The sequence below is a fragment of the Mycolicibacterium tokaiense genome, assembly GCF_010725885.1.
In the GTDB taxonomy this organism is placed as follows: domain Bacteria; phylum Actinomycetota; class Actinomycetes; order Mycobacteriales; family Mycobacteriaceae; genus Mycobacterium; species Mycobacterium tokaiense.
In genome coordinates this window covers 4,107,499-4,132,411 of sequence record NZ_AP022600.1, presented here as the reverse complement: position 1 = coordinate 4,132,411, position 24,913 = coordinate 4,107,499, and the positions used below count along the sequence as shown (strand labels likewise).

Below are 24,913 nucleotides of genomic sequence, written 5' to 3'. Positions count from 1 at the left end.
GGGAAACCCGAATCAGGCGAGCACGGCGAGCACGATCCAGGTGGCCGCAGCCGACGGCAGGATCGAGTCGATGCGGTCCATCAGGCCACCGTGCCCGGGCAGCATGGTGCCCATGTCCTTGATGCCCAGATCGCGTTTGACCTGTGATTCCACCAGGTCACCCAGGGTCCCGGTGATCACCAGGAAGATACCGAGCGGGATGCCGACCCAGGCGGGTTGCTCCAGCAGGAAGGTCACGGCGAGCACGGCCGCGGTGACACCGCCGATCAGCGATCCGACGAACCCTTCCCACGACTTCTTGGGGCTGATCGCGGGCACCATCGGGTGTTTGCCGAACAGCACGCCCGCGGCGTAGCCGCCGACGTCGGAGAACACCACGGCCAGCAGCATGCAGAACACCCGCGCCCAGCCGTCTTCCGGATAGATCAGCAGCACGCCGAACGCTCCGAACAACGGGATCCACGCCGTCAGGAAGACCGTGACCGACACGTCGCGCAGGTAGTTGGTGGGCGCGGTTTTCAGACCGTGGGCCAGCAACCGCCAGATCAGGCACACCAGTACCGTGCCACCGAAACCACCCAACGCACCGGCGGCGCCGAACGGCCAGGTCAACCAGATGGTGGCCTGCCCGCCCACCAGCAGCGGCACCATCGGGATGACGTATCCGCCTTCCCGCAGCCGGGCACCGACCTCGAGAGTGGCGACCACCATGGCGATCGCCACCACGCCGATCCACACGTACGGCGCGAACAGCAGGATGGCGATCAGACCGAACCCCAGAGCGCACCCGACGGCGATGGCGGCGGGCAGATTGCGCCCAGCGCGCGACGCCTTGGGGGTCGGCTCGCTGCCGGTGTCGGTGTTGGCCACGGGGGTGCTCACTGGAAGTCAGACTTCCAGCAACTCACCTTCTTTGTGCTTCACCAGGTCGTCGATCTGGCTGACGTAGGTCTGGGTGCTCTTGTCGAGGTCCTTCTCGGCCCGGGTCACCTCGTCCTCGCCGGCTTCGCCGTCCTTCTTGATGCGGCTCAGCTCGTCCATGGTCTTGCGCCGGATGTTGCGCACCGACACCTTGGCGTCCTCGCCCTTGGCCTTGGCCTGCTTGACCAGCTCGCGCCGACGCTCCTCGGTGAGCTGTGGGATGGCGACGCGGATGACGTTGCCGTCGTTGCCGGGGTTGACGCCGAGGTCGGAGTTACGGATCGCATCCTCGATGTGGCGCAGCTGCGAGGCCTCGTAGGGCTTGATGACCACGAGCCGGGGTTCGGGCACGTTGATGCTGGACAGCTGGGTGATCGGTGTCATCGAGCCGTAGTACTCGATGCTGATCCGCGAGAACATGCCGGGGTTGGCACGGCCGGTGCGGATGGACGCCAGGTCATCGCGGGCCACCGTCACGGCCTTTTCCATTTTCTCTTCGGCGTCGAAGAGCGCCTCGTCGATCACGGTTGTCGTCTCCCGTCACGTAGTTCGCCTGGCCGGTTGCCCCTGTCCGCGGGCGTCACGTGGTGACCAGTGTTCCGATCTTCTCACCTGCGACGGCACGGGCGATATTGCCGTCGGTCAGCAAGTTGAAAACCAGGATCGGCATGCCATTGTCCATGCACAGACTGAATGCGGTGGCATCGGCCACCTTGAGGCCGCGGTCCAGGACCTCGCGGTGGGTGACCGCGGTCAGCAGCTCGGCGTCCGGGTTGGTCCGCGGGTCGTCGGTGTACACGCCGTCGACGGCCTTGGCCATCAGCACCACCTCGGCCCCGATCTCCAGGGCCCGCTGCGCGGCGGTGGTGTCGGTGGAGAAGTACGGCAGCCCCATGCCGGCGCCGAAGATGACGACGCGGCCCTTCTCGAGGTGGCGCCGCGCGCGCAGCGGGATGTAGGGCTCGGCCACCTGCCCCATGGTGATGGCGGTCTGCACCCGGGTGTCGATGCCCTCTTTCTGCAGGAAATCCTGCAGCGCAAGGCTGTTCATCACGGTGCCGAGCATGCCCATGTAATCCGAGCGGGTGCGTTCCATCCCGCGCTGCTGCAACTGCGCACCGCGGAAGAAGTTGCCGCCGCCGATCACCACCGCGACCTGCGCACCCTCGCGGACCACCTCGGCGATCTGTCGGGCCACCAGGGACACCACATCCGGATCGAGACCGACCTGTCCGCCGCCGAACATCTCGCCGCCCAGCTTGAGGAGCACCCGTGCGTACTTCGGGCGCGGAATCGCCGCCGTCGTCATCTCCACCCCTATCGGCCCAAACCTTTCCCGGACATGCAAGCGCCATCCGGGCGCTGGCCTGGACGGCTGGCTCCATCCTGCCTCATGGGTTGTTCGCCGGAGTGCCCACCACGGAAGTTGGCCACGCCGCCGCCCGATGGCACACAGCCGATTGCCAGGTAGGGTCTCGCCTGACCAATTGAACAGATGAGCGGAAGAGGATCGATGACGTCGAGGTGGATCGGGCCGGCCTTGGTGACGACCCTGCTGATCGCCACCGGGTGCGCGGGCCCCGCCGCAGACCGGCAGCAGCCCGACCAGATCATCCTCGCCGAGGGGCAGGAACTGGGCGGCTACAGCCCCTTCGTCAGCTACGGCGAGCTCGGCGTCTCCCCCATCTACGAAGGGCTGCTGCGCCCGCAGGCCGACTCCGACGCCCAGATCCCCGACTTGGTTCCGGCGCTGGCCGCGTCAGCCCCCGAACCGGTGGCACCACGCCGCTGGCGCGTGGCACTGCGCGACGGCGTGACGTTCTCCGACGGCAGCTCGCTGGACTCCGCCGACGTGGTGGCCACCTACGCCGCGCTGAAGAACCCGGCCGTCGCCTCCGACATCGCCACCAACGTCGCCCCTGTCACCGCCGTCACCGCCGACGGCCCGCAGGCGGTCATCGTCGAGGTGAACACCGACACCGACCCGTCGCCGTACCTGCTCACCGGGATCGTGCCGTCCGAACGGGTGCAGGACGCCCCGGCTGCGGACTGGACCCTGAACACCGAACCGGTGGGCACCGGTCCCTACCGGCTGGACAGCCTGCGTCCCGATCAGGCGGTACTGGTGGCCCGCGATGACTACTGGGGCCAGCGGCCGCAGGTCACCCGGCTGGTGTACACCTACACCCCCGATGACAACACCCGGGCCCAGCGCATCACCACAGGCGAGGTCGACGGGGCGAACCTCCCGCCCAAACTGGTCGGCTCGGTGGAGTCGGCGGACGTGCGCACCGTCGCGGTCAAATCCGCCGACTGGCGCGGTGTTTCGTTCCCGGCCGGGCTCGCGTTCACCGCGGATCCGCAGGCCCGGCTGGCGATGAACCTGGGCGTGGACCGCGCCGCGGTGATCCGCGATGTGCTCGACGGCCACGGCCGCCCCGCCGACACCCCCATCGGCGATGTCTACGGTCCCGCCTACTCTCCGCAGGCCTCCTTCGCCTTCGACACCGGTGCGGCCACCGCCGTACTGGACCGGGCCGGCTGGGCGCTCGGCAGCGACGGGGTCCGCGAAAAGGGCGGGGCGCGTGCCGAGTTCGAGCTGCTGTACAACGCAGCCGACACCCTGCGCCGCGATCTGTCGGTGGCCTTCGCCTCCGCCATGCAACCGCTGGGCATCCAGGTCAATCCGCGGGGGACCAGTTGGGACGAGATCGATACCCGGTTCGACACCGCCGCGGTACTGCTCGGCGGCGGGTCCACGCCCTACAGCATCGACTCGCAGGTCTATGACACGCTGCACACCCGCCTGCCGGACTCCTCCCCGTATGCCAACCCGGGCAACTTCACCGCCCCCGGGCTGGACAAGCTGCTGGACCGGGCCCGCGAATCCGCCACCGGTGCAGGCAAAGACGCCCTGTACCGCGAGATCCAGACCACCTACATCGCCGAGCCGTCGCATGTGTTCCTGGCCTTCCTGGACCACACCTACGCCTACCGGGACCTCGGCTGGAACCAGTCCGCACCCATCCTGGAGCCGCATTCACACGGCGTCACCTGGGGGCCGTGGTGGCAGATGGACGCCTGGACCCGATGACAACCGACCGAAGCACGTGGCGGCGCAATCGGATCGGCCCGGCGGCCCGCCTGCTCGGCATTCGTGCCGTGATCGCGATCCCGGTGGCCGCCGCGGTGTCGGTCGGCATGTTCTTCGTCGCCGCACTGTCCCCGTTCGACCCGTTGGCGGCGTATCTGGGCGGCAACTACCAGTTCGCCACCCAGTCCCAGCGTGAGGCCATGCGCGCCGCCTACGATCTGGACCAGCCGTGGTGGCAGGCCTGGTGGCACTGGCTGTCGGCCGCCCTGTCCGGCGACCTGGGCTGGTCGTCCACCCAGTCCCAGCCGGTGAGCACCGTGCTGGCCGAACGGATGCCGTTCACCCTGGCCCTGTCGGGCACCGCCCTGGTGCTCGGCGCGGTGATCGCACTGACCCTGGGTGCGGTCGCGGGGATGCGCGGCGGGCTCATCGACCGGCTGTGCAACGCCTTTGCCGTCACCTTCGCCGCGGTGCCCCCGTTCGTGGTGTCGTTGTCCCTGGTGACGGTGTTCGCCGTCGGTCTGCGCTGGCTGCCCACCTCGGGTGCGCGCCCGCCCGGTACCGACTACACCGTGGCCGGGCTGCTGACGTACGGGCTGCTGCCCTTGACGGCGTTGGTGCTGTCGCAGATCCCGTGGCTGCTGCTGGCCACCAGGGCCGAGGTCCTCACGGCGCGAGACTCGGATGCGGTGCGCTCGGCGCGCGCCCGCGGTATCGACGGCTGGCCGCTGCTGCGGGGGCACATCGCGCCGGTGTCGGTGCTGCCGACGCTCGCTCTGCTGGGCACCCGACTGCCCGAGCTGATCGCCGGTGCCGCCATTGTCGAAACCGTGTTCGGCTGGCCCGGTGTGGCGGCGGTGCTGGTGGATTCGGCAGCGGCACTGGACTTCGCTTTGATGGCGGCGCTGACCGTCGGCGCCGCGCTGGCGGTGCTGCTGGGCTCGGCGCTGTCCGACGCCGCGGCGGTGGCGCTCGACCCCCGGATCGGAATGCGCGCGTGAGCACGCCCGTGCGGGCGCGCCTGCTGCCGTGGCCGTGGCTGCTGCTGGCCTCCATTGTTGCTGCGGCGGCGCTGATTCCACTGCTGGCCGGAGATGAGCTGGCCGACTTCGGCCGCGCGTTGCAGCCACCGGGTCCGGCGCACCTGGCCGGCACCGACCATTCCGGATACGACCTGGCGGTCAGATCTGCCCAGGGACTGCGGATCTCGCTGGTGATCGCCGCGACGTGCGCGGTGGTGGCAACGGTGCTGGGGGCGGTCATCGGCATCGGGTCGGTGCTGGCCGGCGGCTGGGTCGATGCGACGGTGATGCGGGTGGTGGACGGGGTGAATGCGCTGCCGCATCTGGTGGTGGGGATCGTGATCGCCGCGATGTGGCGCGGCGAGCCGCTGGCCATCATCGCCTCCATCGGGCTCACCCACTGGCCGGCCGTTGCCCGGGTGGTCCGCGCCGAGTTGCTGGCCGTCACCGACGCCGGCTGGGTCCAGATGTCCCGATTATCAGGCGGATCCCGCTGGTTCGTGGCGCGGCATCACCTGGTACCCGCCGTCACCGGTCAGGCGGTGGTGGCGATGGTCATGCTGCTGCCGCACGCGGTGTGGCACGAGTCCACCCTGTCCTTTCTGGGAGTGGGACTGTCCCCGGACCAGGCCAGCCTGGGCACCCTGCTGGGGCAGGCCCGCGGTGACATCCTCTCCGGGGCCTGGTGGACGCTGGTGGTGCCGGCCGGCGCGCTGATCGTGACCGCGTGGACGTTCGCCGCATCCGCCTCGGCGCTGCGGCGCCGCCACGAGCCTCCGACAGAGCGGGTGTGGTGATGGCTGCTGCCGAGTTGAAAGGCTTCACCGTCGACATCGCCACCCGAGGCGGCCGGGGCGCCCCGGTGGTGCGCCCACTGCACGACGTCCACCTGAGCGTGCCCGCCGGCCGCGTCACCGCGCTGATCGGTGAATCCGGTTGCGGCAAGAGCCTGGTGGCCGCCGCGCTGTGCGGGCTGTTGCCCCCGGGTTCCCGCACGCAGGGGCGGATCCTGATCGGTGGGGAGGATCTCAGCACCGCGGCCGAAGCCCGATGGCGTCCGGTGCGCGGCCGCGGAATCGGCTTCGTGCCGCAGTCGGCGGCGACGTCGTTCACCCCAGTGCGAACCGTCGGCGCCCAACTCGCCGAGGTGTGCCGGCGCGTCGGGGCCGACCGGGATCCCGCCGAACTGCTGGCCGCTGCCCAGTTGCCGCCGGACACCGGCGCACGGTATCCGCATGAACTGTCCGGCGGCATGGCTCAGCGGGCGGCCATCGCGGCGGCCATCGCCGCCCGCCCGCCCCTGCTGATCGCCGACGAGCCCACCTCGGCGCTGGACCCCGGACATGCCGGGGCGATCTGGGCGCTGCTGGGCGCGGCCGCGGCGGCGGGCGCCGGCGTGCTGGCGATCACCCACGACCTGATGACCCTGGCGGACTCCGAGGTCTGTGACGACGTGGCCTTCATGCGCGACGGCACTGTGGTGGCCCAGGGGCCGTGGCCCGAGATCACCGATGCCACCGACGACTACAGCCGGCGGTTCTTCGCGGGGGTGCGGACATGACCCGGCTCTGCGCGCAGGACGTCACCGTCGGCTACGCCGGACGGACCGCGCTGAGCGGGGTCAGCCTCACCGTGCGCGCGGGGAGCATCGTGGGTGTCACCGGTCCCTCCGGCTGCGGCAAGACCACGCTGCTGCGGGTGCTGGCCGGTCTGCAGGCACCCGACGGCGGCACGGTGCACCGCGAGGGGTCTGTCGGCATGCTGGCCCAGCACCCGCGCCTGGTGTGCAATCCACGCTGGCCGTTGCGGGCGGTGATCACCGAGCCGGCCAGGATCCGCCGCTCCGGCGTTGATCTCGATGAGGTGATCACCAGGGTGGGCCTGGACCCCGCGCTGCTGGATCGCTACCCGGCGCAGGTCAGCGACGGCCAGTTGCAGCGGGCCTGCCTGGCCCGGGCGCTGGTGGCCCGGCCGACGTTCCTGCTGTGCGACGAGCCCACCGCGATGCTGGACCCGATCGCCGCCGCGGCCGTGGTGCAGCTCATCTGTCAGATGGCCGACACCGGTGCGGGAGTGGTGGTGGTGAGCCATGATCCGAGGATCGTCGCCGGATTGACCGGCGACGTCCTCGAATTGGGACCCTCTTAGGACTCCCGGGCCCGTTCGGCCACCGGCAGTCCCGCATGATGCGCCGAGTGGCAGGCCGCCGGCGGGCTGGGCGGGAGGTCCAGTGCGGGGTTGCCGTCGAAGAAGCCGACCGGCTTGAGGTGGAACCCTGCGTAGGCGCATGGCATCACCGGCCAGTCCTCCGGGCGCACCACGTGGTGGGCGCCCACGGTGTACCAGAGCACCACATCGGTGTCCTCCAGCGGTGCGTCGTCGGCGATGAACTCCGGCAACCCCTGGACGTCGGCCGACTGGTACATGTAGTCGCCGGCGGCGAACATCTCCGCCGGGTCGTACTTGGTGACCCACAGGTTGTGCTGGACGAAGCGGGCCCGGTCGTAGATGTAGGACCCCTCCTGCACCATCACCGGCACCACCTCTTTCGGGGTGAGCTTGTAGGCGGTGGGGGCACCCAGTTCGTTGACCTTGGAGGGATTGGCCACCTTCCAGTACCGGCCGGTGGACCAGTTCCAGTCCCTGGCCCCCTCGGCTTCCGAAGCCACCAACGTGTCCTGGGTGATCCAGGCGTTCTTGTGCGGATTCAGTGCGGGATCCGGCTCGGGGACCGAATCCACCTCATAGACACTGTTTCCCGGGCCGTCGATGCTCATGTCCAGGCGGAAGTTGAAGAAATGCTGGTGGTTGGGGCCGTAGATGCCCGGGGCCACCATCTTGCCCCACCGGGGCAGTTCGCCCTCCGGGATCGACCCGGTGGTCAGCACGCCGGAGAGCTTCACTTCCACTTCGATGGAGGCGTCGTTGTAGAAGTACCAGAAGAAGCCATACTCGTAGTTGCCGACGGTGCAGATCATCGAGATCACCAGCCGGCGTGAGCGGCGCACCTCCACTTCCTCGGTGCGGAAATCCGTGTGCTTCCAGGAGATCCCGTAGTCCTCCTCGTGCATGCAGATGGCGTTCGGGATGGTGACCGCGTTGCCGCTGGAATCGTTGACCGTGCCGTCGAAGTAGTGGATCTCCCCCAGGCAGTCGCAGCCCAGGGTCAGCGGGTTCGCCGAAAAACCCATGCCCACCTCGCCCATGTCGAAGACGTTCTTGTTCCAGTGCGTCGGCGAGCTGTCCCCGTAGGGCACCACCATCTCCGACAGCGATCCCCGGTAGAGGATGGGGCGGGTCTCGCCGCGGTCGGTGTAGGTGACCTCGTGAATGGTCAGGCCCTCGCGTGGATTGAACCCGATCCGCAGAGACCATTTCTGCCACTGCACGTTCCAGCCGTCGACGGTGAAGCTCGGTCCGTCGGGCTGGGTGATCTCGATGGGTTTGACACCGTCGCGGAAGTGCGTGAATGCCGGCCGGTTGTCCGGGTCGAACATGAAGCGCGGGTCGTAGTTGCCGGCTTTCGGCGGCAGCGGCACCACGCCGTGGTCCTCGATGTCGACGACCTCCATGGCGTCCAGATCGAAGGTGACGATCAGACCTTCCACCGGGCGGGCGTAGCCGTGCTCTGACGGTGCCGCCCGCATGAACGTCAGCGGACGACAGATCAGCGGCGAGTTGTCGTAGTGGTCCTGCTGGCCGTAGTACCCGGCCGGCCACGGATCGATCATCGCCAGGCTGAAGTCGGTGACGCCGCGCTTGCGCATGGCCTCCTGCCACCGTGGGTCCTGGCGCACCTTCTCCTCGACGCCGGTCATGTGCTCCACCAGGTAGGAGGGGAAGCGGCCCGGAACGGCTTTCCAGGCGTCGATGGTGCCGGCCACGACGTCGACCACAGCCTCGTAGATCATCTTGGCGGCCCCGTCGTACATGGTGACGAACGCCTGACGAGAGACCTCGGCACCGGCGAAGGTCAGCTCGGGGGTCTTGTCCGGCTCGGCCAGCTGGATCATCACGAATTTCAAGGTGGGAGTGCCGTATTCGGACTCCGTGATGATCCGCGCCGCCGTCTCGATCTCTGCGCCGGACAGCGGGTCCAGTGGATAGCTGACTGAATCACCGGCACCCGGGGTGCTCAGCACCGTGCTGTCCATCGTCATGCGGGGTTGTCCTCCTTGTTCAGATCGAACACGGCCAGGTGTGCCAGGGAGTCTTCCTGGCTGGTCTTGCGCGCCGACCGGCGTCCGAAGATGTAGACCACCAGGCCGAGGGCGAACATTCCGAGGCTGATGCCGCCCACCCAGGTCATCCAGGTGGCCTGCGGGACGTCGATCCAGGGTGTGACGAACGAGTAGTAGATGCCGCCGATGGTGCCGATGGAGCCCACGATGACGACCGCCCAGACACCGGCCATACCGCCGGGGATCCGCCAGAACTTCTCGTTGGCATACCGGTCGGCATACCGCTTGCGCGCCACCACCACCGGAATCAGGAAGAAGAATCCGGACAGCAGCCAGACCGTGCTCAGGCCACCCTGCAGGTAGATCGTCACGTTGGCCATGCTGCTCTGGGAGTACAGGCCCACCAGGATCAGCGAGGACAGCACGCCCTGGATCAGGATGGCGGTCACCGGGTTGCGGGTGCGCGGGTTCAGGTGGGTGAAGATACGCGGCAGGTGGCGCTCCAGGCCGGAGACGAAGATCAACCGCGAATACGCCACCTGGTAGGTCATCAGCGCCACGATGATGATGAACGCCAGCACGACGGCGCAGATCTCCATCAGACCGGGGAAGCCGGCCACGTCGAGCATGCCGATGATCCCGGTCACCGGGTCGATCTCGTCGGTGGGCAGCGCCATCATGGTGCCCAGTGTGGTCAACAGGTAGATGGCCACCAGAGCCGTTGAGCCCCACAAGATCATCCTGGGTCCGCTGCGACGCACCGACAGGAACTCCGCGCCCATGTTGTAGGGCGTCTCGACACCGAGCAGGTACAGCAGCACCGTGCCGTAGAGGAAACCCGCGACCGCGAAGTTCGGGATGGTGGCCTCGGCCCAGCTGAACGGGGTGGCGGAGCCGTTCTCCACGGCGAACATCAGGCCGCTGATGAAGATGATCAGCGTCAGCACTCCGTACACCACGAAGACGATGTTCATGATCTTCTGGTTGGCGGCCAGCTTCGCCAGCGCCAGTCCGATCACGGTCCACAGGATCACCAGCTGCAAGATGATGCTGGTGGTCAGGCCGAGTTCGGTGTGGAAGGCCAGGAGCAGGAACTGCAACACCACCGCCGGGGACGACGCGGCGTTGAGGATGACCGGCACCCAGGACAGGTAGCCGCCGATGAAGCCCCAGGTCTCCCCCATGGTGCGATACGCCCAGATGTACACCCCACCTTGGCCGGGCCACAGGTTGCCGAGTTCGACGACGGCCATGCCGGCCGGTACCAGGAACGTCAGGATCCCCAGCACCCACATCGGGATGGCCGTCCAGCCGCCCGCGGCCATGATGGACGACCCGGTGACCCAGCAGATGATGAAGACGTAGGCGGCCGTGAGACCGAAGGTACTCATCACCTTCGGCAGGATCTGTTCGGGGACCAGCTCGGTGGTCATCAGTTTGTCGCGGTCGGCCGGCGGCGCGGCTTCAGCTTGTGTCATCGGGTCTCCAAGGGGGTAGCCATCAGGACGAAAAAGGTTGCTTCAGTTGATGATCTGTCCGTCTTTCATGCGGACGACACGGCTCGCTTCGTCGGCCACCGTGGGATCGTGGGTGCTGGCGACCACCGTGACGCCCAGTGTCGAGCACAGGTCACGCAGCATGCGGACCACCGTCTCCCCCGTCCGGTGGTCCAGGTTGGCGGTGGGCTCGTCGGCGAGCACCAGCGTCGGGTTGCTGATCAGCGACCGCGCAATCGCGGTGCGCTGTTGTTCCCCACCGGACATCTTGGTGGGCTGGTGGTTGATGCGGTGGCCCAGACCCACCAGCTCCAACAGTTCGGTGGCGCGCTTGCGCAACGCCTTGCGGTCGTAGGGCTCGAACATCAGTGGCAGTTCCACGTTCTCCACCGCCGAGAGGAACGGGATGAGGTTGTAGCTCTGGAAGATGAACCCGATGGTGTCGTGGCGCAGTGCCGCGAACTGGCTCTCACTCAGCGTCGAGGTGTCCTGTCCGGCCAGCATCACGGTGCCCTTGGTGGGCCGGTCCAGGCCGCCGATGATGTTCAGCAGGGTGGACTTGCCGCTGCCGCTGGGCCCCATCAGACAGACGAATTCGCCTGGCATGACTGTCAGTTCGGCGGCCACCAGCGCCTTGACCACCTCGTCGCCCAGCTTGTGCAGTTTCCACACGTCGGTGATCTCGATGACCGGCTTGCTCCCCGCCCCGGTGTCGGTGCCGGATGCCGATGACTCGTTCAGTGCGGTCATGGTGTGTCTAGCCTCCTGCGGTCAGAGAACGGATGGGCGGATGCGACGCCGCGTTCCAGGTGGGCACGATGCTGGTGGCGACGGCGGCCAGGATGCTGACCACGATCGCGATCAGCACCCCGGCGAGCAGGCCTCCGTAGGAGATGCCGGTGCCGACCAGGCCCACCGCGGCCAGCACCACGGCGGCGACCGCCGCCAGGGCGGCACCGGCCAGGGCGCCGAGCACCGCTGCGACAACAGGTTCCACCAGGAGTGCGGCCACCACGGGGCCACGTGGGATGCCGTTGGCGCTGAGCACGCCGAGTTCACGGGTGCGATGGGCGATCGTGCGGGTGGTGGCCACCGCCACCTCCACCACGCCCACCAGCAGGACGGTGACGGCGATCAGGATGACGGCGCGGTTGATCTCCTCGGCGTGGCCCAGGGTGGCGGACTGGGCGCTGATGCCAGCGGACATCCCGAACACCAGCACCACCAGAAATGCCCCGGTAGCGGTGGTCACGATCGGTAACACCATCTCCGAGATCCGCCGCCGGGCCGAAAGCCAGCCGTAGCCAAGACCTTTGCTGATCATCGAGCCTCCAGAAGGGCGACGGGACGCTGCTGCAGCAGCCGGTGGACCGGGACCAGCGCGCCGACGATGGCCATCGCCGGCAGGAAGGCCGCCACCATGGCCGAGGCCTGCCCCCAGGCGGTGACGGTGGCGATGCCCGGGATCACCAGCGCCACCGCGGCACCGGCGCCGATCACGCCGACCAGGTAGGCGGCGATGAACACCAGGAACGATTCGACGAGGAAGAAATAGAGCACCTCGTCGGCCAGGCCGATGCTGCTCATGATGCCGAATTCGCGTTTGCGTTCCTGCACGGCGGCCAGGAACGACGACACCGCGATCACGAAGCCCAGCCCCAGTCCGACAATGGAGATCAACCCCAGGGTGGAACTGGTGACCTCGCCGGAGAACAGCGCCGAGAACTTCTGCTCAAAGGTCAGCGGGCCGGAGCCGCCGACGGTGTCGTAGATCAGCCCGGCACCGGCGGGATCGGGTGCGACGGCCGGATCCGGGGTGGACGGCAGGCCGGTCGCCGCACCGAGCACCTGGGCCAGATCGCGGCGGGACTGCTCGCCGGCGGGCGCATCGACGGTCCACCATCCGTTGTCGCCCACCACGGATTCCGCGACGTCGGTGGTCACCAGCATCGACTGTCCGGTTCCGGCGATGTCGACGGCGAGGTCACGGCCCCCCACCGTGACGGTCCCACCCGGGGTCACACCCAGTCGGGTGGCCAGCTCGGACCCCAGAACTGCTCGCCCGGAGTCGATGTCGTCGCTACCGCGCAGTGACACCGCCTGCCCGTCGACGTCGGTGACACCCGAGACGGTGCGCAATCCGCGCCAGCCGTCCGGCAGGGTGATCGTCGGGGCCGGGCCGTCGGCGACCAGCGCCTGCGCGTCCTGGTCGAAGTGCACGCCCGCCGCGGGTACCACCCACAGCGGGGACTCGCCGAGCACGTCGCTCACCGAGTCCGCCCCGGTGATCGCGAAACTTGCTGCGATGGTGCGGACTACGACGACACAGGCGATGGCGAGCGCGATACCCAGGACCGACAACACGAACCGTTCCGGTCGGCGCCGGATGTTGGCCAGCGCGAACCGCACCAGGCACAGGAAGGTGTTCCCGGAAGCGGCGGCGGCGATGTCCGGTGTGCGGGATGGGGTCGCTGCAGGTGCAGAGGTCTCCACAGCAGGAATGGTGGGAGCGCCCTGTTTCCGGCAGTAGCCGCCGGGAATGTCGAATGCGTTAACTCGCAGAGGTCCGAGTTAAGTACGCGTGTCGCCCGACTACGGATTTCGTTGCGTCCCGGCCGATCGGCGCACAGTTACCTCACAGCCTCGGGAACGGTTGCGCCTCTTCGAGTTCGAAGGCCAGGGCCAACAACATGGCCTCCTGCCCCGCCCTGGCGGTGAACATCATGCCGATCGGCAGTCCCGCCTCCGACTGCGCCAGTGGCAGGGAGATGGCCGGGTCGCCGGTGATGTTCTGCAGCGGGGTGAACGCCACCCAGTCCTCGAGCCGGCCGATGATCTGCGGGTAGTCCGCCATCGGATCGAGATGCCCGATCCGCGGCGGCTCCTCGGTCAGGGTGGGGGTGAGCACCACGTCGTGGTCACGCATCATCGGTTCGCTCTGTCTGCGGGTCAGGGCGAGTCGGGCCAGCGCGCCCGGAAGCCGGTGCAGATTGCGGGCGGCGTGGCGGTCCAGGCCGAGGGTCAGATTGTCCAGCCGACTGCGATCGAAGGAGTCCCCGAACCGGCGACGGCCGCCGCGCACCAGCGCCATGGCCAGCAGCGCCCAGTACAGAACGAAGTCGTCGGCGAATGTGGCCGGGACCGGCGGCCGTTCGTCGCGCACCTCCACCCGGTGTCCCAGTCGTTCGAGGAGCGCGGCGGTGTCCAAGGTGCGCTGCCGGACTTCGGGTGCGCACTCCCGTTTCAGCGACGAGGTGAACACCACCACCCGCAGCCGGGCGCGTCCCGGACCGGTGACGTCGCCGATCGGTGGCAGCGTGCGGGCCGGACGGATGCGCTCCATCTCGCGGAAGAACGCCGCGGTGTCACGCACCGAGCGGGTCACGACGCCGTTGGCGACGATGCGGATGGGCATCTGGCGCACGGTGCGGTCCAGCGGGAGTCGGCCGCGGGTGGGTTTGAGGCCCACCAGCCCGTTGCAGGAGGCGGGTATCCGGATGGAACCCCCGCCGTCATTGGCATGGGCGATGGGCACCACACCCGCCGCGACGAAGGCACCGGCACCCGAGGAGGACGCCCCGGCAGTGCGGTCGGTGTCCCACGGGTTGCGCACCGGGCGCAACCGCGGGTGCTCTGCGGAGGCACTGAAGCCGAACTCCGACATCTGCGTCTTGCCCAGCGGCAGCAGTCCGGTGGCCAGATAATCCCGGGCGAAGTCGCCGTCAGCTGCTTCCGGCCGGGGATGCCAGGCATCGGCGCCCTCCATGGTGGGCATGCCGGCGACGGCGACGTTGTCCTTGACAAAGGTGGGCACCCCGTCGAAGAAGCCGCCGTACCGGGTGCGGGCCGCGGCGCGGGTCCTGGCGCTGTCGTAGGCCCGGTACGCCACGCCGTTGAGGGCGGCGTTGACCGCCTCGGCGCGGGCGATGGCCGCTTCGACCAGTTCGACCCGGCTGACCGTGCCACTACGCAGCGCGTGCACCACCCCTATGGCGTCGAGATCGGACAGAGCGTCATCACCGAACGCGCGGACACGGGTCATTCCCAGCACGCTAGCAATACATGTGTCTAATAAGAAGGGCGCGTACGGTGTCGTCGTGCGTCCCAGCAAGGTCATCGGATGGTCGGCGGCCCTGTGTGCGTGCGTGATCAGCGGCTGCAGCACCACCGTGGCCGGCACCCCCGTGGCGGCCGGCGGCACGGGCACGTCGTTTCGGGATGTGACCGTCAACGATCTGCCCGACCTTCTCCTCAAGCCGGGCGACTTCGACGAGATCCTGGGCACCACGAACATGACCATCAGCGACACCTCCGAGCGCGCGGTGGCCCTGGACCCGGGGCAGACGGTCACCGGCGACGCCGGCTGCCTGGGCGCGGCGTTCTCGGCGATGGCCGATGTGTATCGCGGGACGGGATACGTCACGGCGCTCGGCCAGCGCGTCACGCAACCGGACGACAGCGCCGACTACATCGCGTTCCAGTTCGTTGCGCTCTACCCGGGAGCCGGCGGGGCGCAGCGCTTCGTCCGCGAATCCGAGGTCGCCTGGCGGGCCTGCGCGGGCAACCCGGTGAGCATCAAACAATCCGACACGGTCACCGACACCTGGACGATCGGCGACACCGTCACCGACAACAACGTCGTCTCGGTACTGAACTACCAGGAGGGCGGCGATGGCTGGGCCTGCTCACGCTCGCTGGCCGCCCGGTCCAATGTGGTCGCGGACGTGGCGGTGTGCGGCGATGACGTCGACGCGGGCACCAGCGCGGACATCGTGGCCGAGATCGTCGGCAAGATCCCCTGAGCCCTGAGACGAAGAAACCCCGCGCCGGCCGGGATCACCGGCCCCGGACGCGGGGTCTCTTGCAATCGAGCGGTGGGTGCGCCGCTCGGGTCTGCTACTGCTGGCCGACCTCGAACCGCACGAAGCGGGTCACGGTCACGCCGGCGTCGTCGAGCAGCGCCTTGACCGACTTCTTGCTGTCGGACACCGACGGCTGATCCAGCAGCACGACGTCCTTGAAGAACCCGGTGAGGCGACCTTCGACGATCTTGGGCAGCGCCTGCTCCGGCTTGCCCTCGGACTTGGCGGTCTCCTCGGCGATGCGGCGCTCGTTGGCCACGATGTCGGCAGGCACCTCGTCACGCGTCAGGTACTTGGCCTTCAGCGCGGCGATCTGCAGAGCCACCGCGTGCGCTGCGCCGGCATCGGAGCCGGTGTACTCGACGAGCACGCCGACCGCCGGCGGCAGGTCCGCGGCCCGCTTGTGCAGGTAGGTCTCGACGGTGCCGTCGAAGAACACCGAGCGGCGCAGTTCGAGCTTCTCACCGATCTTGGCCGACAGGTCGGCGACGGCCTGCTCGACAGTGCTGTCACCGATCTTGGCGCCCTTGAGGGCGTCGACGTCGGCAGCCTTGGACTCCACGGCGACCTCGAGGATCTTGTCCGCGAGCGCCTGGAACTCGGCGTTCTTGGCCACGAAGTCGGTCTCGGCGTTCAGCTCGATCAGCGCGCCGCCCTTGGCCGCCACCAGACCTTCGGCGGTGGCGCGCTCAGCGCGCTTGCCGACGTCCTTGGCGCCCTTGATCCGCAGCAGCTCGACGGCCTTGTCGAAGTCGCCTTCGGCCTCGACGAGAGCGTTCTTGGAGTCGAGCATCCCGGCACCGGTCAAGTCCCGCAGGCGCTTGACGTCGGCAGCGGTGTAGTTAGCCATGTAGTTCTTCCTTCGAATTACGAAGCGTCAGTGGAGGTTTCAGCAGCGGGCTCGGCACCGGTGGTCGCAGAGGCCAGCAGCTCCTGCTCCCACTCGGCCAGCGGCTCGCCGGCCGCAGCCTCGGGCTTGCCGTCGGCGCTGGCGCCACCGGCGCGGGCCTGCAGACCCTCGGCGACCGCGGAGGCCACCACCTTGGTCAGCAGGGCGGCCGAACGGATGGCGTCGTCGTTACCCGGAATCGGGTAGTTCACCTGATCCGGGTCGCAGTTGGTGTCGAGGATGGCGATCACCGGGATGCCCAGCTTGATCGCCTCGTTGACGGCCAGGTGCTCCTTGTTGGTGTCGACCACCCACATGGCCGAGGGCACCTTGGCCATGTCGCGGATACCGCCGAGGCTGCGCTCGAGCTTGTTCTTCTCACGCGTGAGCATGAGGATTTCCTTCTTGGTGCGACCTTCGAAACCGCCGGTCTGCTCCATGGCCTCGAGTTCCTTGAGACGCTGCAGACGCTTGTGGACGGTGGAGAAGTTGGTGAGCATGCCGCCCAGCCAGCGCTGGTTCACATACGGCATGCCGACGCGGGTGGCCTCATCGGCGATGGACTCCTGCGCCTGCTTCTTGGTGCCGACGAACAGGACGGTGCCACCGTGGGCGACGGTTTCCTTGACGAACTCGTACGCCTTGTCGATGTAGGTCAGCGTCTGCTGCAGGTCGATGATGTAGATGCCGTTGCGGTCGGTGAAGATGAACCGCTTCATCTTGGGGTTCCAGCGTCGGGTCTGATGCCCGAAGTGCGCGCCGCTGTCGAGCAGCTGCTTCATGGTTACAACAGCCATGGTTGGCCATACCTCTGTATCTCGGTTGTTCGCCCGGCATCGGGTGATGCCGAACCCTGGCGCCTGCGCCCATGCCGAACCCGTGAAAACACGGGACCGTCGGCACAGGGGTTGCAGCCTTGGTGGAACGGGGCTGCGTCGCAGGCGCGCGAAGTCAACTCACCGAAGCGAGTTGCGGGTAGAAGTTTACACCGTCGGAACAGGTGCTTTGTCCACACAGCGCAGCTCATCCCCAGCTTCGGGCGCAGTGACTGGCGCGGCGCTGCGCACACCCGATGAACTGCACGTATGCGCCTTGTCCTGGTGATCCTCGCCGTCGTGGCCACCCTCGGCACCGCCTCGGCGGGCGCGCAGACCACCCGGCTGCAGTGGCCGCTGCGGCCCACCCCGGCGGTGCTGCGGGGCTTCGACGCACCCCGCCCGAATTGGACACCGGGGCACCGCGGCGTGGATCTGGCCGGCGCCGACGGGCAGGCGGTGCTGGCCGCGGCACCCGCGCGGGTGGTCTATGCCGGCACCCTGGCGGGCAGTCCGCTGGTCTCGCTGGAGCACCCGGGCGGCCTGCGGACGACGTATCAGCCGGTGCAGCCGGGGGTACGCGCAGGTCAGCGGGTGGATGGCGGCACCCCGATCGGCACCCTGGTGCCCGGGCATGCGGGCTGCGGAGCGCCGGCCTGCCTGCACTGGGGCGCAATGTGGGGGCCGTCGGCCCGGGCCGACTACATCGACCCGCGGGACCTGCTGAGGTCCACCCGGGTGCGCCTCAAACCGATGCCATGAACTCCCGCATCGCTGCCAGCACAGCTCCCGGCTGGTCGCGCTGTACCCAGTGGCCCGCGCCGGTGACGATCCGCAGCCGCGCGCCGGGGATCTGCGCCTGCGCGGCGACGGCACGGGCGATGGGCACCGAGGAATCCCGGTCGCCGTGCACGATCAGGGCCGGTGGCCGAAAGCCCGGGAGCCGGTCGCGGTAGTCGGAGGCCAACCGGTCCCAACGGACCTCTGAACGCTGCCACCGCGCGAAGGTGTCCAGGCCGTGGCCGGCGCGCGCTGCAGCGCGTACCTGTGCCAACAGTTCCGGGGTGCGCTTGGCGGGGTCCCGGATCAGTGCGGCCAGGCTGGCATCCAGGGCAGCGTTGCTGTGCACCATCGCCTGCGACAACACGGCGAGCAACCCGGTGCGGACCAGCGCCCAGGTACACACCTGACGGACCACCGAGAACGGGCCGTCACTCAGACGGGGCATCAGCCCGTAGCTACCCAGCAGGACAGCCCCGCGTACCGCGGCGGGGCGGGCCAGGCCGTGTCCGATGGCCAGTCCGCCACCCAGCGACAGCCCGGCTACGACATGCGCGCCCAGGTCCAGCGCGTCGACGAACCGGCCGACGTAATCAACCAGGCCCTGCTGCGTCGTCGGCCCGGGCGCACTCGCTCCGTAGCCGGGATGGTCGGGCGCCAGCACCCGGTGGCCGGCCGCGGCCAACTCGGACCCCAGTGCGCCCCAGGACAGTTCGGCACTGTCGACGCCCGCACCGTGCAGCAACAGCACGGTTCGCGCAGCCGGCTCCCCTGGCCACTCGAGGTAAGAGACAGTGCCCCAGGGCAATTCGACGGAAGCTCTGGCAACCACGGACTACGCTCGGGGGTGTGCCTGGTCGTGCACGGCACGCAGCCGCGCGACGGTCACATGGGTGTAGAGCTGCGTGGTCGCCAAGGTGGAATGCCCCAGCAGTTCCTGCACCACCCGCAGGTCGGCCCCGCCCTCGAGCAGGTGGGTGGCGGCACTGTGCCGCAGACCGTGCGGGCCCAGATCGGGCGCACCCGAGACCGCGCTCATGGTCTGGTGTACGACGGTGCGGGCCTGCCGGGCGTCGAGGCGCCCACCCCGGGCTCCCAGCAGCAACGCCGGGCCGGAATTGCCGTTGACCAGGGCCGGGCGGCCGTCGGCCAGCCAGGCCCGCAGGGCGTCCTCGGCCGGCTCACCGAACGGGGCCGTGCGCTGCTTGTCGCCCTTGCCGAGCACCCGCAGCAACCGGCGGGGCAGGTCCACATCGTCGATGTCCAGCCCGCAGAGTTCGCTGACCCGGATGCCGGTGGCGTACAGCAGCTCGACGATCAGCCGGTCCCGCAGCGCCAGCGGATCCCCTTCGCGGGCACCGACTTCGGCCGCAGCCATCGCGGCCAGCGCCTGATCCTGGCGCAGCACCGAAGGCAGGGTCCGGCGCGCCTTGGGCATCTGCAGCCGGGCGGCGGGATCGGTGTCGAGCAGCCCGCGGCGCACCGCCCACGCGGTGAAGGTCTTGATCGCCGAGGTGCGGCGGGCCAGCGTGGTCCGCGCCGCACCTGCCGCGGCTTGGGCAGCCAGCCAGGCACGCAACACCGGCAGCGTCAGCGCCGTCAGACCCGCGGACGGGTGACGCTGCGCGGCGAACTCGAACAGCGACCTCAGATCGCCGAGGTAGGCCCGCCGGGTGTGCGGCGATCGGCCACGCTCGAGCGCCAGGTACTCGGCGAACTCGTCGAGTACGGGCTCGACATCGAAGGACTGCACTCCCCCACCGTCTCAGACCGGTGTGACCAACGGGCCGACCCCGGACCGCGTGTCCGTACTTGCTAGCCGTTTCCCTCGGCTTTGGCCAGCTCGGCCTTCCACTGCCGGAACGTCTCCTCGGTGCGGCCGCGGCGCCAGTACCCGGAAATCGACGCCCACTTGGCGTCGACGCCACGGTCCTTGCGGACGTAGGGCCGCAGGTTGTGCATCACGGCCTGCGCTTCGCCATGGATGAACACCTGCACCTGGCCTGGCAGCCACGGCGCGTTCTTCACGGCATCGATCAGCGGGGCATGGTCTCCGGCGGTGTCTTCGGGCACCAGGTCGGCGCGGCCGCCGCGGTAGATCCAGTGCACCCGGACCCCCTCGGGTGCCTCGATCGGCACCTCGTGCTCGGGCCCGGCGATCTCGATGAACACCTGTCCCACCGCGTCGGCGGGCAGTGCGGCGACGGCGGTGCTGATCGCCGGGATGGCGGACTCGTCGCCGGCCAGCAGGTGCCAGTCGGCGCCCGGGTCCGGCGCGTAGGCGCCGCTGGGGCCCATCAGGTACACCGGCTCCCCCGGCCGGGCCTTGCCCGCCCACGCCCCGGCCACGCCGTGCTCACCGTGGGTCACGAAATCGATCGCGATCTCGCGTGCCTGTACGTCGACGTTGCGGACCGTGTACGTGCGCAGAGTCGGCTGGTCGACGGCGGGCAGTTTCTTGAAGCTGTCCATGGTCAACGGTGTTTTCAGCGAGGCGACGTCGACCGCGGAGGGGATGAAGGCGATCTTGACATAGGAGTCGGTGAACTCGCTGGGGGTGAACGTCGCGAAACCGTCACCCCCGAGTACCACCCGCACCATGTGCGGTGCCAGCTGCTCGGTGCGGATCACTTCGAACGCGTGTAGTGGTCGGCCCGCCACATCGCCTCCCATCGTCGTCTGCGTACTCCGAAACCGACTATACGAGTCGGAGCTGTTCAGGCGGGGCGCTCCCCTGCGAGCATGCGGCGCAGCTGACCGTCGCGGCGAAACACCGTGTGGCGCATCACCAGCCCGACGTGGACTGCCAGGCCCGCCAGGAACACCAGTTGCGCAGCAATGTGCAGCCACAGCCAGTCCGTCCCCACCCAAACCAGTAGCAGGCCGGTCAGCGGCACCACGAACAGCGAAGCAAGCAGCAGCTTCTCGGCCGCAGACTCCACCGTACGTTCACGCATCGAGAGGTACGGCGCCCACGGCGGCAGCGGGGTGGTGCGCCGCCACACCACCCGCACCAGACCCAGTGCCAGCAGGGTCACTCCCAGCAACACATGTGCCTCGGGCAGGGAAATCCCGTCGCGCAGCCCGTCACCGCGGGCCAGATCGCTCAGCGCCGCCCCCACGTACCCGTCTTCGCGGGCGTCCAGTTCGTCGTCGAGCCTGTCGATGTAGGCCTCGAACGCTTCCTCGCCGGCCTCGCCGCCCTGCTCGGCCGCCTCCTCGCCGAGGTCTTCGAGCTGGTCGATCCGGGCATCTTCGCGGTCGAACGCGGCGTCGTCGGCTTCCATGGTGAGGCCGACGCCAAACTGGGCGATCAGCGCGGCAACGGTGAGCCAGTGCAGCACTAAGGTGGCGAGCCCGTACCCGTGCGGACCATTGCGCAGACGCATGCCCACCAGTGTCGCGGCGATCAGCGGAATCTGTCAGGCCAGCCGCCACCTCCCGTCGTCGCGCCGCACCAGGCCCTCGAGTTCCAGCAAGGCCAGCTGGCCCATCACCTGGGGCACCGCCACTCCGGCGCCGGCGGCCACTTCCTCCAGGGTGCGCGCCCCGCGCCCCGGCAGCGCCTCGTACACCCGCTGCTGCACCGGGGTCAGCGCGTCCAGGGCGGTGGCGGGGTGCTCGGGCTCCTCGGCCAGTTCACCCATCCGGCCCATCTCCTCGACGATCTCGTCCGCTCGGGTCACCAGCACGGCGGCGGGGTTGCTGCGCAGCAGCTGATGACAGCCCGCCGACGCCGCCGAGGTGACCGGCCCGGGCACCACACAGACGGTGCGGCCCAGCGTCCGGGCCCAGGCCGCGGTGTTGGCGGCCCCGCTACGCAGTCCCGCCTCCACCACCACCGTGGCTCCGGAGAGCCCCGCTACCAACCGGTTTCGGGTCAGGAAGCGGTAGCGCGCCGGCCGCACCCCGGGGGGATACTCGCTGAGCATGAGTCCGTGGGTGGCCACCCGGTGCAGCAGCGCCGAATGCCCGGCGGGGTAGGGCACGTCGACGCCGCCGGCCAGCACCGCCACCGTCACCCCCTCACACGCCAGCGCAGCCCGGTGCGCAGCGCCGTCGATGCCGTACGCACCACCGGAGACCACGGCCACGTCACGTTCCACCAGGCCCGCCGTCAGGTCCGCGGCGACCTGTTCGCCATAAGTGGTGCAGGCCCGGGTGCCCACGACGGCGACCGCGCGGTAGGCCACCTGGGCCGCTGTCGCCGGGCCGACCGCCCACAGCACCAGGGGCGGATGATCCTCGGCCCGACGGGTGGTGCCGGGCCGCTCGGTCGTGAATGCGAGCATGGCGAAATCGGGCCATTCGTCATCATCCGGGGTGATCAACCGCCCGCCGCGGCGGTCCAGAATCTCGAGATCCTCTGCGGCACAGTCCATCTCTTGCCTGGCCTCCACCCTGCTGAGCACCTCGGGTGGTACCGCACCGCGGCGCACCCGGTCGGCGGCCTCCACGACACCCACGGCATGAACCAGTTCGGCCAGCGGCGGGCACGGTGGCTCGGCGACCCGGGACAGATACGCCCATGCCAGCCGCTCCTGCCGGATCACCGTCCCGCCCCCGACTGCCGAAAACTCAGCGCCATCGCCACGTCGTCGGCGTTCGGTTGCCCACGGCCGGCCAGATCGGCCAGCGTCCACGCGACCCGCAGGCAACGGTCGACGCCGCGGATGCTGATCAGACCACGGCCCATCGCGGCACTGAGCGGCCGCATGGTGTCGGCGTGCAGCCGGTACTCCAGTCGCAGCAGCGGTCCGCTCACCTCGGCATTGGTGCGGATGCCGTGCCGCCTCCACCGCGCTGCCGCGGCATCGCGGGCCGCCGAAACACGTTGCCGCACCGCCTCGGTGGGCTCACCTGTCTCGGCGGCGAAGGCCGTGGTCCGCACCGGCTGCAGCTCGACCTTCAGATCGACGCGGTCCATCAGCGGGCCGGACAGCTTGCCGAGGTAGCGCCGTTTCACCGCGGCCGGGCAGATGCAGTCGCGCGGATCCGGTGGTGCACACGGACACGGGTTGGCCGCCAGCACCAACTGGAAGCGCGCCGGGTAGTGGGCCACCCCGTCGCGGCGCGCCAGATGGACCTCGCCGGCCTCCAGTGGGGTCCGCAGCGCCTCCAGCACCGAGGTGCCGATCTCGGCGCATTCGTCGAGGAACAGCACACCGCGGTGGGCCCGGCTGATGGCGCCGGGGCGCGCCATCCCGGATCCGCCGCCCACCATCGCTGCCACACTCGAGGTGGGATGGGGCGCCACAAACGGGGCCCGGGTGACCAGCGGCGTGGCATCCGAAAGCACCCCGGCCACCGAATGGATGGCGGTGACCTCCAGGGATTCTTCTTCGGTCAGTGCCGGCAACAGCCCTGGAAGGCGCTGCGCCAACATCGTTTTGCCCACCCCGGGCGGGCCGGTCATCATCACGTGATGCGCCCCGGCGGCCGCCACTTCGATGGCGAACCGCGCCTGCGCCTGCCCCAGGACATCGGCCAGATCCGCCGTCGGCTCCGGCGCCGGCGCCACCACCTGTATCCGACCGGCCAGCGCACCGCCGTCGAGCCACGCCCGCAACTCGTTCAACGTGCCCACGCCCAGCACCTCGATCCCGTCGACCAGGCTGGCCTCGCCCAGGTTGCCGACCGGCACCACCGCCGTGGCCCAGCCCTGGCGCTGCGCCGCCAACAACGCGGGCAACACACCACGCACCGGCCGCACCCGGCCGTCGAGAGCCAATTCGCCCAGCAGCACTGTCTTTTCGAGTCGATACCAGGACTTGCCGCCTTCGGCTGACATCACCGCCGCCGCCAGCGCCACGTCGTAGACCGAGCCCATCTTCGGCAACGTCGCCGGCGACAGCGCCAAGGTCAACCGCGCCATCGGCCAGGTGGCGCCGCTGTTGGTGATCGCCGAGCGCACCCGGTCCCGCGATTCCTGCAACACCGCATCCGGCAGCCCGACCAGATGCACTCCCGGCAATCCGCCGTTGATGTCGGCCTCGATCTCGACGGTCTCCCCGGCCACCCCGCGCACCGCCATCGAGAACGCCCGCCCCAGCGCCATCAGCCAACTCCCATGACGTAGGAGAGCTCGGGCTCGCGGCAGCGGCCCACGCGCACCCCGATGACATCGATGCGCACCCCGGCCCAGTGCCGGTCCTGCGCGGCCAGCCACAGCGCCGCCAGGCGTCGCAAGCGGCGCACCTTGGTGGCCGTCACCGCCTCGGCCACTCCGCCGAAACCGTCCCCCGATCGGGTCTTCACCTCGACGAAGACCACGGTGTTGGACACCGGGTCGGCGGCCACGATGTCCAGCTCGCCGTAGCGGCACCGCCAGTTGCGGCTCAGGATCACCAGCCCCGCGGCCACCAGATGATCCACCGCACACTGCTCACCGAAGGCACCCAACTGCGCCCGCGTCCACGCATCCCAACCAGTCATGCACGCAGCGTGCGACCAGCCTCCGACACCGCGCAGACGCCGACCGACAAATCAGCCCGAAACGGCCCAGTTGTCCACAGTCAGCACTTCATCCACAGGACCTGCGAACTACTCCGGCAGCCGCAGCTCCGGCTTCTCGACCTCTTCGATGTTCACGTCCTTGAACGTGATGACCCGGACCTGCTTGACGAACCGGGCCGGGCGGTACATGTCCCACACCCAGGCGTCGGCCAACCGCAGCTCGAAGTACACCTCGCCGTCGGAGTTCCGCGGGATCAATTCGACACTGTTGGCCAGGTAGAACCGCCGCTCGGTCTCCACGACGTAGCTGAACTGCCCCACGATGTCCTTGTATTCGCGGTACAGCGAGAGCTCCATCTCGGTTTCGTACTTCTCGAGATCCTCAGCGCTCATCGGT

General features: G+C 69.1%; 26 protein-coding genes. 7 read left to right on the top strand and 19 right to left on the bottom strand.

Annotated elements, in window-relative coordinates; translation table 11 throughout:
- Positions 1 to 12: 12 nt before the first annotated feature.
- The 3 genes from G6N58_RS20145 to pyrH are packed head-to-tail and all read right to left on the bottom strand — an operon-like array spanning position 13 to position 2,230.
- The gene (locus tag G6N58_RS20145) at positions 13 to 882 is read right to left on the bottom strand and encodes a phosphatidate cytidylyltransferase (RefSeq protein WP_115277530.1); all 870 of its coding nucleotides are present in this window, start codon (positions 880 to 882) and stop codon (positions 13 to 15) included.
- A 6-nt stretch (positions 883 to 888) separates the two neighbouring features.
- Positions 889 to 1,446: a ribosome recycling factor gene (frr, locus tag G6N58_RS20140; RefSeq protein ID WP_068916384.1), complete on the bottom strand. Its 558-nt coding sequence runs from the start codon at positions 1,444 to 1,446 to the stop codon at positions 889 to 891.
- Between the two features lie 55 nt (positions 1,447 to 1,501).
- Positions 1,502 to 2,230, bottom strand: coding sequence for a UMP kinase (pyrH, locus tag G6N58_RS20135; RefSeq protein WP_115281391.1), 729 nt, complete (start codon positions 2,228 to 2,230; stop codon positions 1,502 to 1,504).
- Positions 2,231 to 2,434: 204 nt separating this feature from the next.
- Between pyrH and G6N58_RS20130 the strand changes: the two genes are divergently transcribed.
- Genes G6N58_RS20130 through G6N58_RS20110 form a run of 5 tightly spaced genes read left to right on the top strand, consistent with a single transcriptional unit; the run spans position 2,435 to position 7,185 of the window.
- Positions 2,435 to 4,015 (top strand): ABC transporter substrate-binding protein, encoded by a 1,581-nt coding sequence (locus G6N58_RS20130; RefSeq protein WP_163908286.1) that lies wholly within the window; start codon positions 2,435 to 2,437, stop codon positions 4,013 to 4,015.
- Positions 4,012 to 5,016, top strand: coding sequence for an ABC transporter permease (locus G6N58_RS20125; RefSeq protein ID WP_068916382.1), 1,005 nt, complete (start codon positions 4,012 to 4,014; stop codon positions 5,014 to 5,016). Before G6N58_RS20130 ends, G6N58_RS20125 begins: the two co-directional genes overlap by 4 nt.
- The gene (locus G6N58_RS20120; protein ID WP_115277531.1) at positions 5,013 to 5,834 is read left to right on the top strand and encodes an ABC transporter permease; all 822 of its coding nucleotides are present in this window, start codon (positions 5,013 to 5,015) and stop codon (positions 5,832 to 5,834) included. Before G6N58_RS20125 ends, G6N58_RS20120 begins: the two co-directional genes overlap by 4 nt.
- Positions 5,834 to 6,598 (top strand): ATP-binding cassette domain-containing protein, encoded by a 765-nt coding sequence (locus tag G6N58_RS20115; RefSeq protein WP_115281392.1) that lies wholly within the window; start codon positions 5,834 to 5,836, stop codon positions 6,596 to 6,598. The genes G6N58_RS20120 and G6N58_RS20115 overlap by 1 nt, the downstream gene beginning before the upstream one ends.
- Positions 6,595 to 7,185 (top strand): ABC transporter ATP-binding protein, encoded by a 591-nt coding sequence (locus G6N58_RS20110; protein ID WP_115277532.1) that lies wholly within the window; start codon positions 6,595 to 6,597, stop codon positions 7,183 to 7,185. Before G6N58_RS20115 ends, G6N58_RS20110 begins: the two co-directional genes overlap by 4 nt.
- Here the strand turns inward: G6N58_RS20110 and G6N58_RS20105 are convergent.
- The 6 genes from G6N58_RS20105 to G6N58_RS20080 all read right to left on the bottom strand — a co-directional run bounded on the left by G6N58_RS20105 (position 7,182) and on the right by G6N58_RS20080 (position 14,756).
- Positions 7,182 to 9,197 (bottom strand): primary-amine oxidase, encoded by a 2,016-nt coding sequence (locus G6N58_RS20105; protein ID WP_115277533.1) that lies wholly within the window; start codon positions 9,195 to 9,197, stop codon positions 7,182 to 7,184. The genes G6N58_RS20110 and G6N58_RS20105 overlap by 4 nt on opposite strands.
- Positions 9,194 to 10,696 carry an APC family permease gene (locus tag G6N58_RS20100; RefSeq protein ID WP_163908284.1) on the bottom strand — a complete coding sequence of 501 codons (1,503 nt, stop codon included), beginning with the start codon at positions 10,694 to 10,696 and terminating at the stop codon, positions 9,194 to 9,196. Before G6N58_RS20100 ends, G6N58_RS20105 begins: the two co-directional genes overlap by 4 nt.
- Positions 10,697 to 10,738: 42 nt before the next feature.
- Positions 10,739 to 11,464 carry an ABC transporter ATP-binding protein gene (locus G6N58_RS20095; RefSeq protein ID WP_115277534.1) on the bottom strand — a complete coding sequence of 242 codons (726 nt, stop codon included), beginning with the start codon at positions 11,462 to 11,464 and terminating at the stop codon, positions 10,739 to 10,741.
- A 7-nt stretch (positions 11,465 to 11,471) separates the two neighbouring features.
- Positions 11,472 to 12,038 (bottom strand): FtsX-like permease family protein, encoded by a 567-nt coding sequence (locus G6N58_RS20090; RefSeq protein ID WP_115277535.1) that lies wholly within the window; start codon positions 12,036 to 12,038, stop codon positions 11,472 to 11,474.
- Positions 12,035 to 13,207 (bottom strand): ABC transporter permease, encoded by a 1,173-nt coding sequence (locus tag G6N58_RS20085; RefSeq protein WP_115277536.1) that lies wholly within the window; start codon positions 13,205 to 13,207, stop codon positions 12,035 to 12,037. The genes G6N58_RS20090 and G6N58_RS20085 overlap by 4 nt, the downstream gene beginning before the upstream one ends.
- 142 nt (positions 13,208 to 13,349) lie before the next feature.
- Positions 13,350 to 14,756 (bottom strand): amidase, encoded by a 1,407-nt coding sequence (locus G6N58_RS20080; protein ID WP_115277537.1) that lies wholly within the window; start codon positions 14,754 to 14,756, stop codon positions 13,350 to 13,352.
- Between the two features lie 55 nt (positions 14,757 to 14,811).
- Here G6N58_RS20080 and G6N58_RS20075 point away from each other — a divergent pair, with 55 nt between their 5' ends.
- Complete coding sequence (locus G6N58_RS20075; RefSeq protein WP_163908282.1) at positions 14,812 to 15,516, top strand: sensor domain-containing protein; 705 nt, start codon at positions 14,812 to 14,814, stop codon at positions 15,514 to 15,516.
- 94 nt (positions 15,517 to 15,610) lie between these two features.
- On the opposite strand, the gene tsf is transcribed toward G6N58_RS20075, so the two are convergent.
- Positions 15,611 to 16,426, bottom strand: a complete 816-nt coding sequence (gene tsf, locus G6N58_RS20070) for a translation elongation factor Ts (protein WP_068916372.1) — start codon at positions 16,424 to 16,426, stop codon at positions 15,611 to 15,613.
- 17 nt (positions 16,427 to 16,443) lie between these two features.
- The gene (rpsB, locus tag G6N58_RS20065; protein WP_068916371.1) at positions 16,444 to 17,262 is read right to left on the bottom strand and encodes a 30S ribosomal protein S2; all 819 of its coding nucleotides are present in this window, start codon (positions 17,260 to 17,262) and stop codon (positions 16,444 to 16,446) included.
- Positions 17,263 to 17,550: 288 nt separating this feature from the next.
- Here rpsB and G6N58_RS20060 point away from each other — a divergent pair, with 288 nt between their 5' ends.
- The gene (locus G6N58_RS20060) at positions 17,551 to 18,042 is read left to right on the top strand and encodes a murein hydrolase activator EnvC family protein (RefSeq protein ID WP_115277539.1); all 492 of its coding nucleotides are present in this window, start codon (positions 17,551 to 17,553) and stop codon (positions 18,040 to 18,042) included.
- Here the strand turns inward: G6N58_RS20060 and G6N58_RS20055 are convergent.
- The 8 genes from G6N58_RS20055 to G6N58_RS20020 all read right to left on the bottom strand — a co-directional run bounded on the left by G6N58_RS20055 (position 18,026) and on the right by G6N58_RS20020 (position 24,909).
- Positions 18,026 to 18,811 (bottom strand): alpha/beta fold hydrolase, encoded by a 786-nt coding sequence (locus G6N58_RS20055; RefSeq protein ID WP_232067939.1) that lies wholly within the window; start codon positions 18,809 to 18,811, stop codon positions 18,026 to 18,028. The genes G6N58_RS20060 and G6N58_RS20055 overlap by 17 nt on opposite strands.
- Positions 18,812 to 18,895: 84 nt before the next feature.
- Positions 18,896 to 19,813, bottom strand: a complete 918-nt coding sequence (locus G6N58_RS20050; RefSeq protein WP_115277541.1) for a tyrosine recombinase XerC — start codon at positions 19,811 to 19,813, stop codon at positions 18,896 to 18,898.
- 62 nt (positions 19,814 to 19,875) lie between these two features.
- Positions 19,876 to 20,721, bottom strand: a complete 846-nt coding sequence (locus tag G6N58_RS20045) for a siderophore-interacting protein (RefSeq protein ID WP_115281394.1) — start codon at positions 20,719 to 20,721, stop codon at positions 19,876 to 19,878.
- A 56-nt stretch (positions 20,722 to 20,777) separates the two neighbouring features.
- The gene (locus G6N58_RS20040; RefSeq protein WP_115277542.1) at positions 20,778 to 21,449 is read right to left on the bottom strand and encodes a cytochrome b; all 672 of its coding nucleotides are present in this window, start codon (positions 21,447 to 21,449) and stop codon (positions 20,778 to 20,780) included.
- 33 nt (positions 21,450 to 21,482) lie between these two features.
- Positions 21,483 to 22,613: a DNA-processing protein DprA gene (gene dprA, locus G6N58_RS20035; protein ID WP_115277543.1), complete on the bottom strand. Its 1,131-nt coding sequence runs from the start codon at positions 22,611 to 22,613 to the stop codon at positions 21,483 to 21,485.
- Positions 22,610 to 24,118, bottom strand: coding sequence for a YifB family Mg chelatase-like AAA ATPase (locus tag G6N58_RS20030; RefSeq protein WP_115277544.1), 1,509 nt, complete (start codon positions 24,116 to 24,118; stop codon positions 22,610 to 22,612). Before G6N58_RS20030 ends, dprA begins: the two co-directional genes overlap by 4 nt.
- On the bottom strand, positions 24,118 to 24,495 hold the full coding sequence (locus G6N58_RS20025; RefSeq protein ID WP_115277545.1) for a YraN family protein: 378 nt from the start codon (positions 24,493 to 24,495) through the stop codon (positions 24,118 to 24,120). Before G6N58_RS20025 ends, G6N58_RS20030 begins: the two co-directional genes overlap by 1 nt.
- A 108-nt stretch (positions 24,496 to 24,603) precedes the next feature.
- Positions 24,604 to 24,909 (bottom strand): DUF2469 domain-containing protein, encoded by a 306-nt coding sequence (locus tag G6N58_RS20020; protein ID WP_019346355.1) that lies wholly within the window; start codon positions 24,907 to 24,909, stop codon positions 24,604 to 24,606.
- Between the last annotated feature and the right edge of the window lie 4 nt (positions 24,910 to 24,913).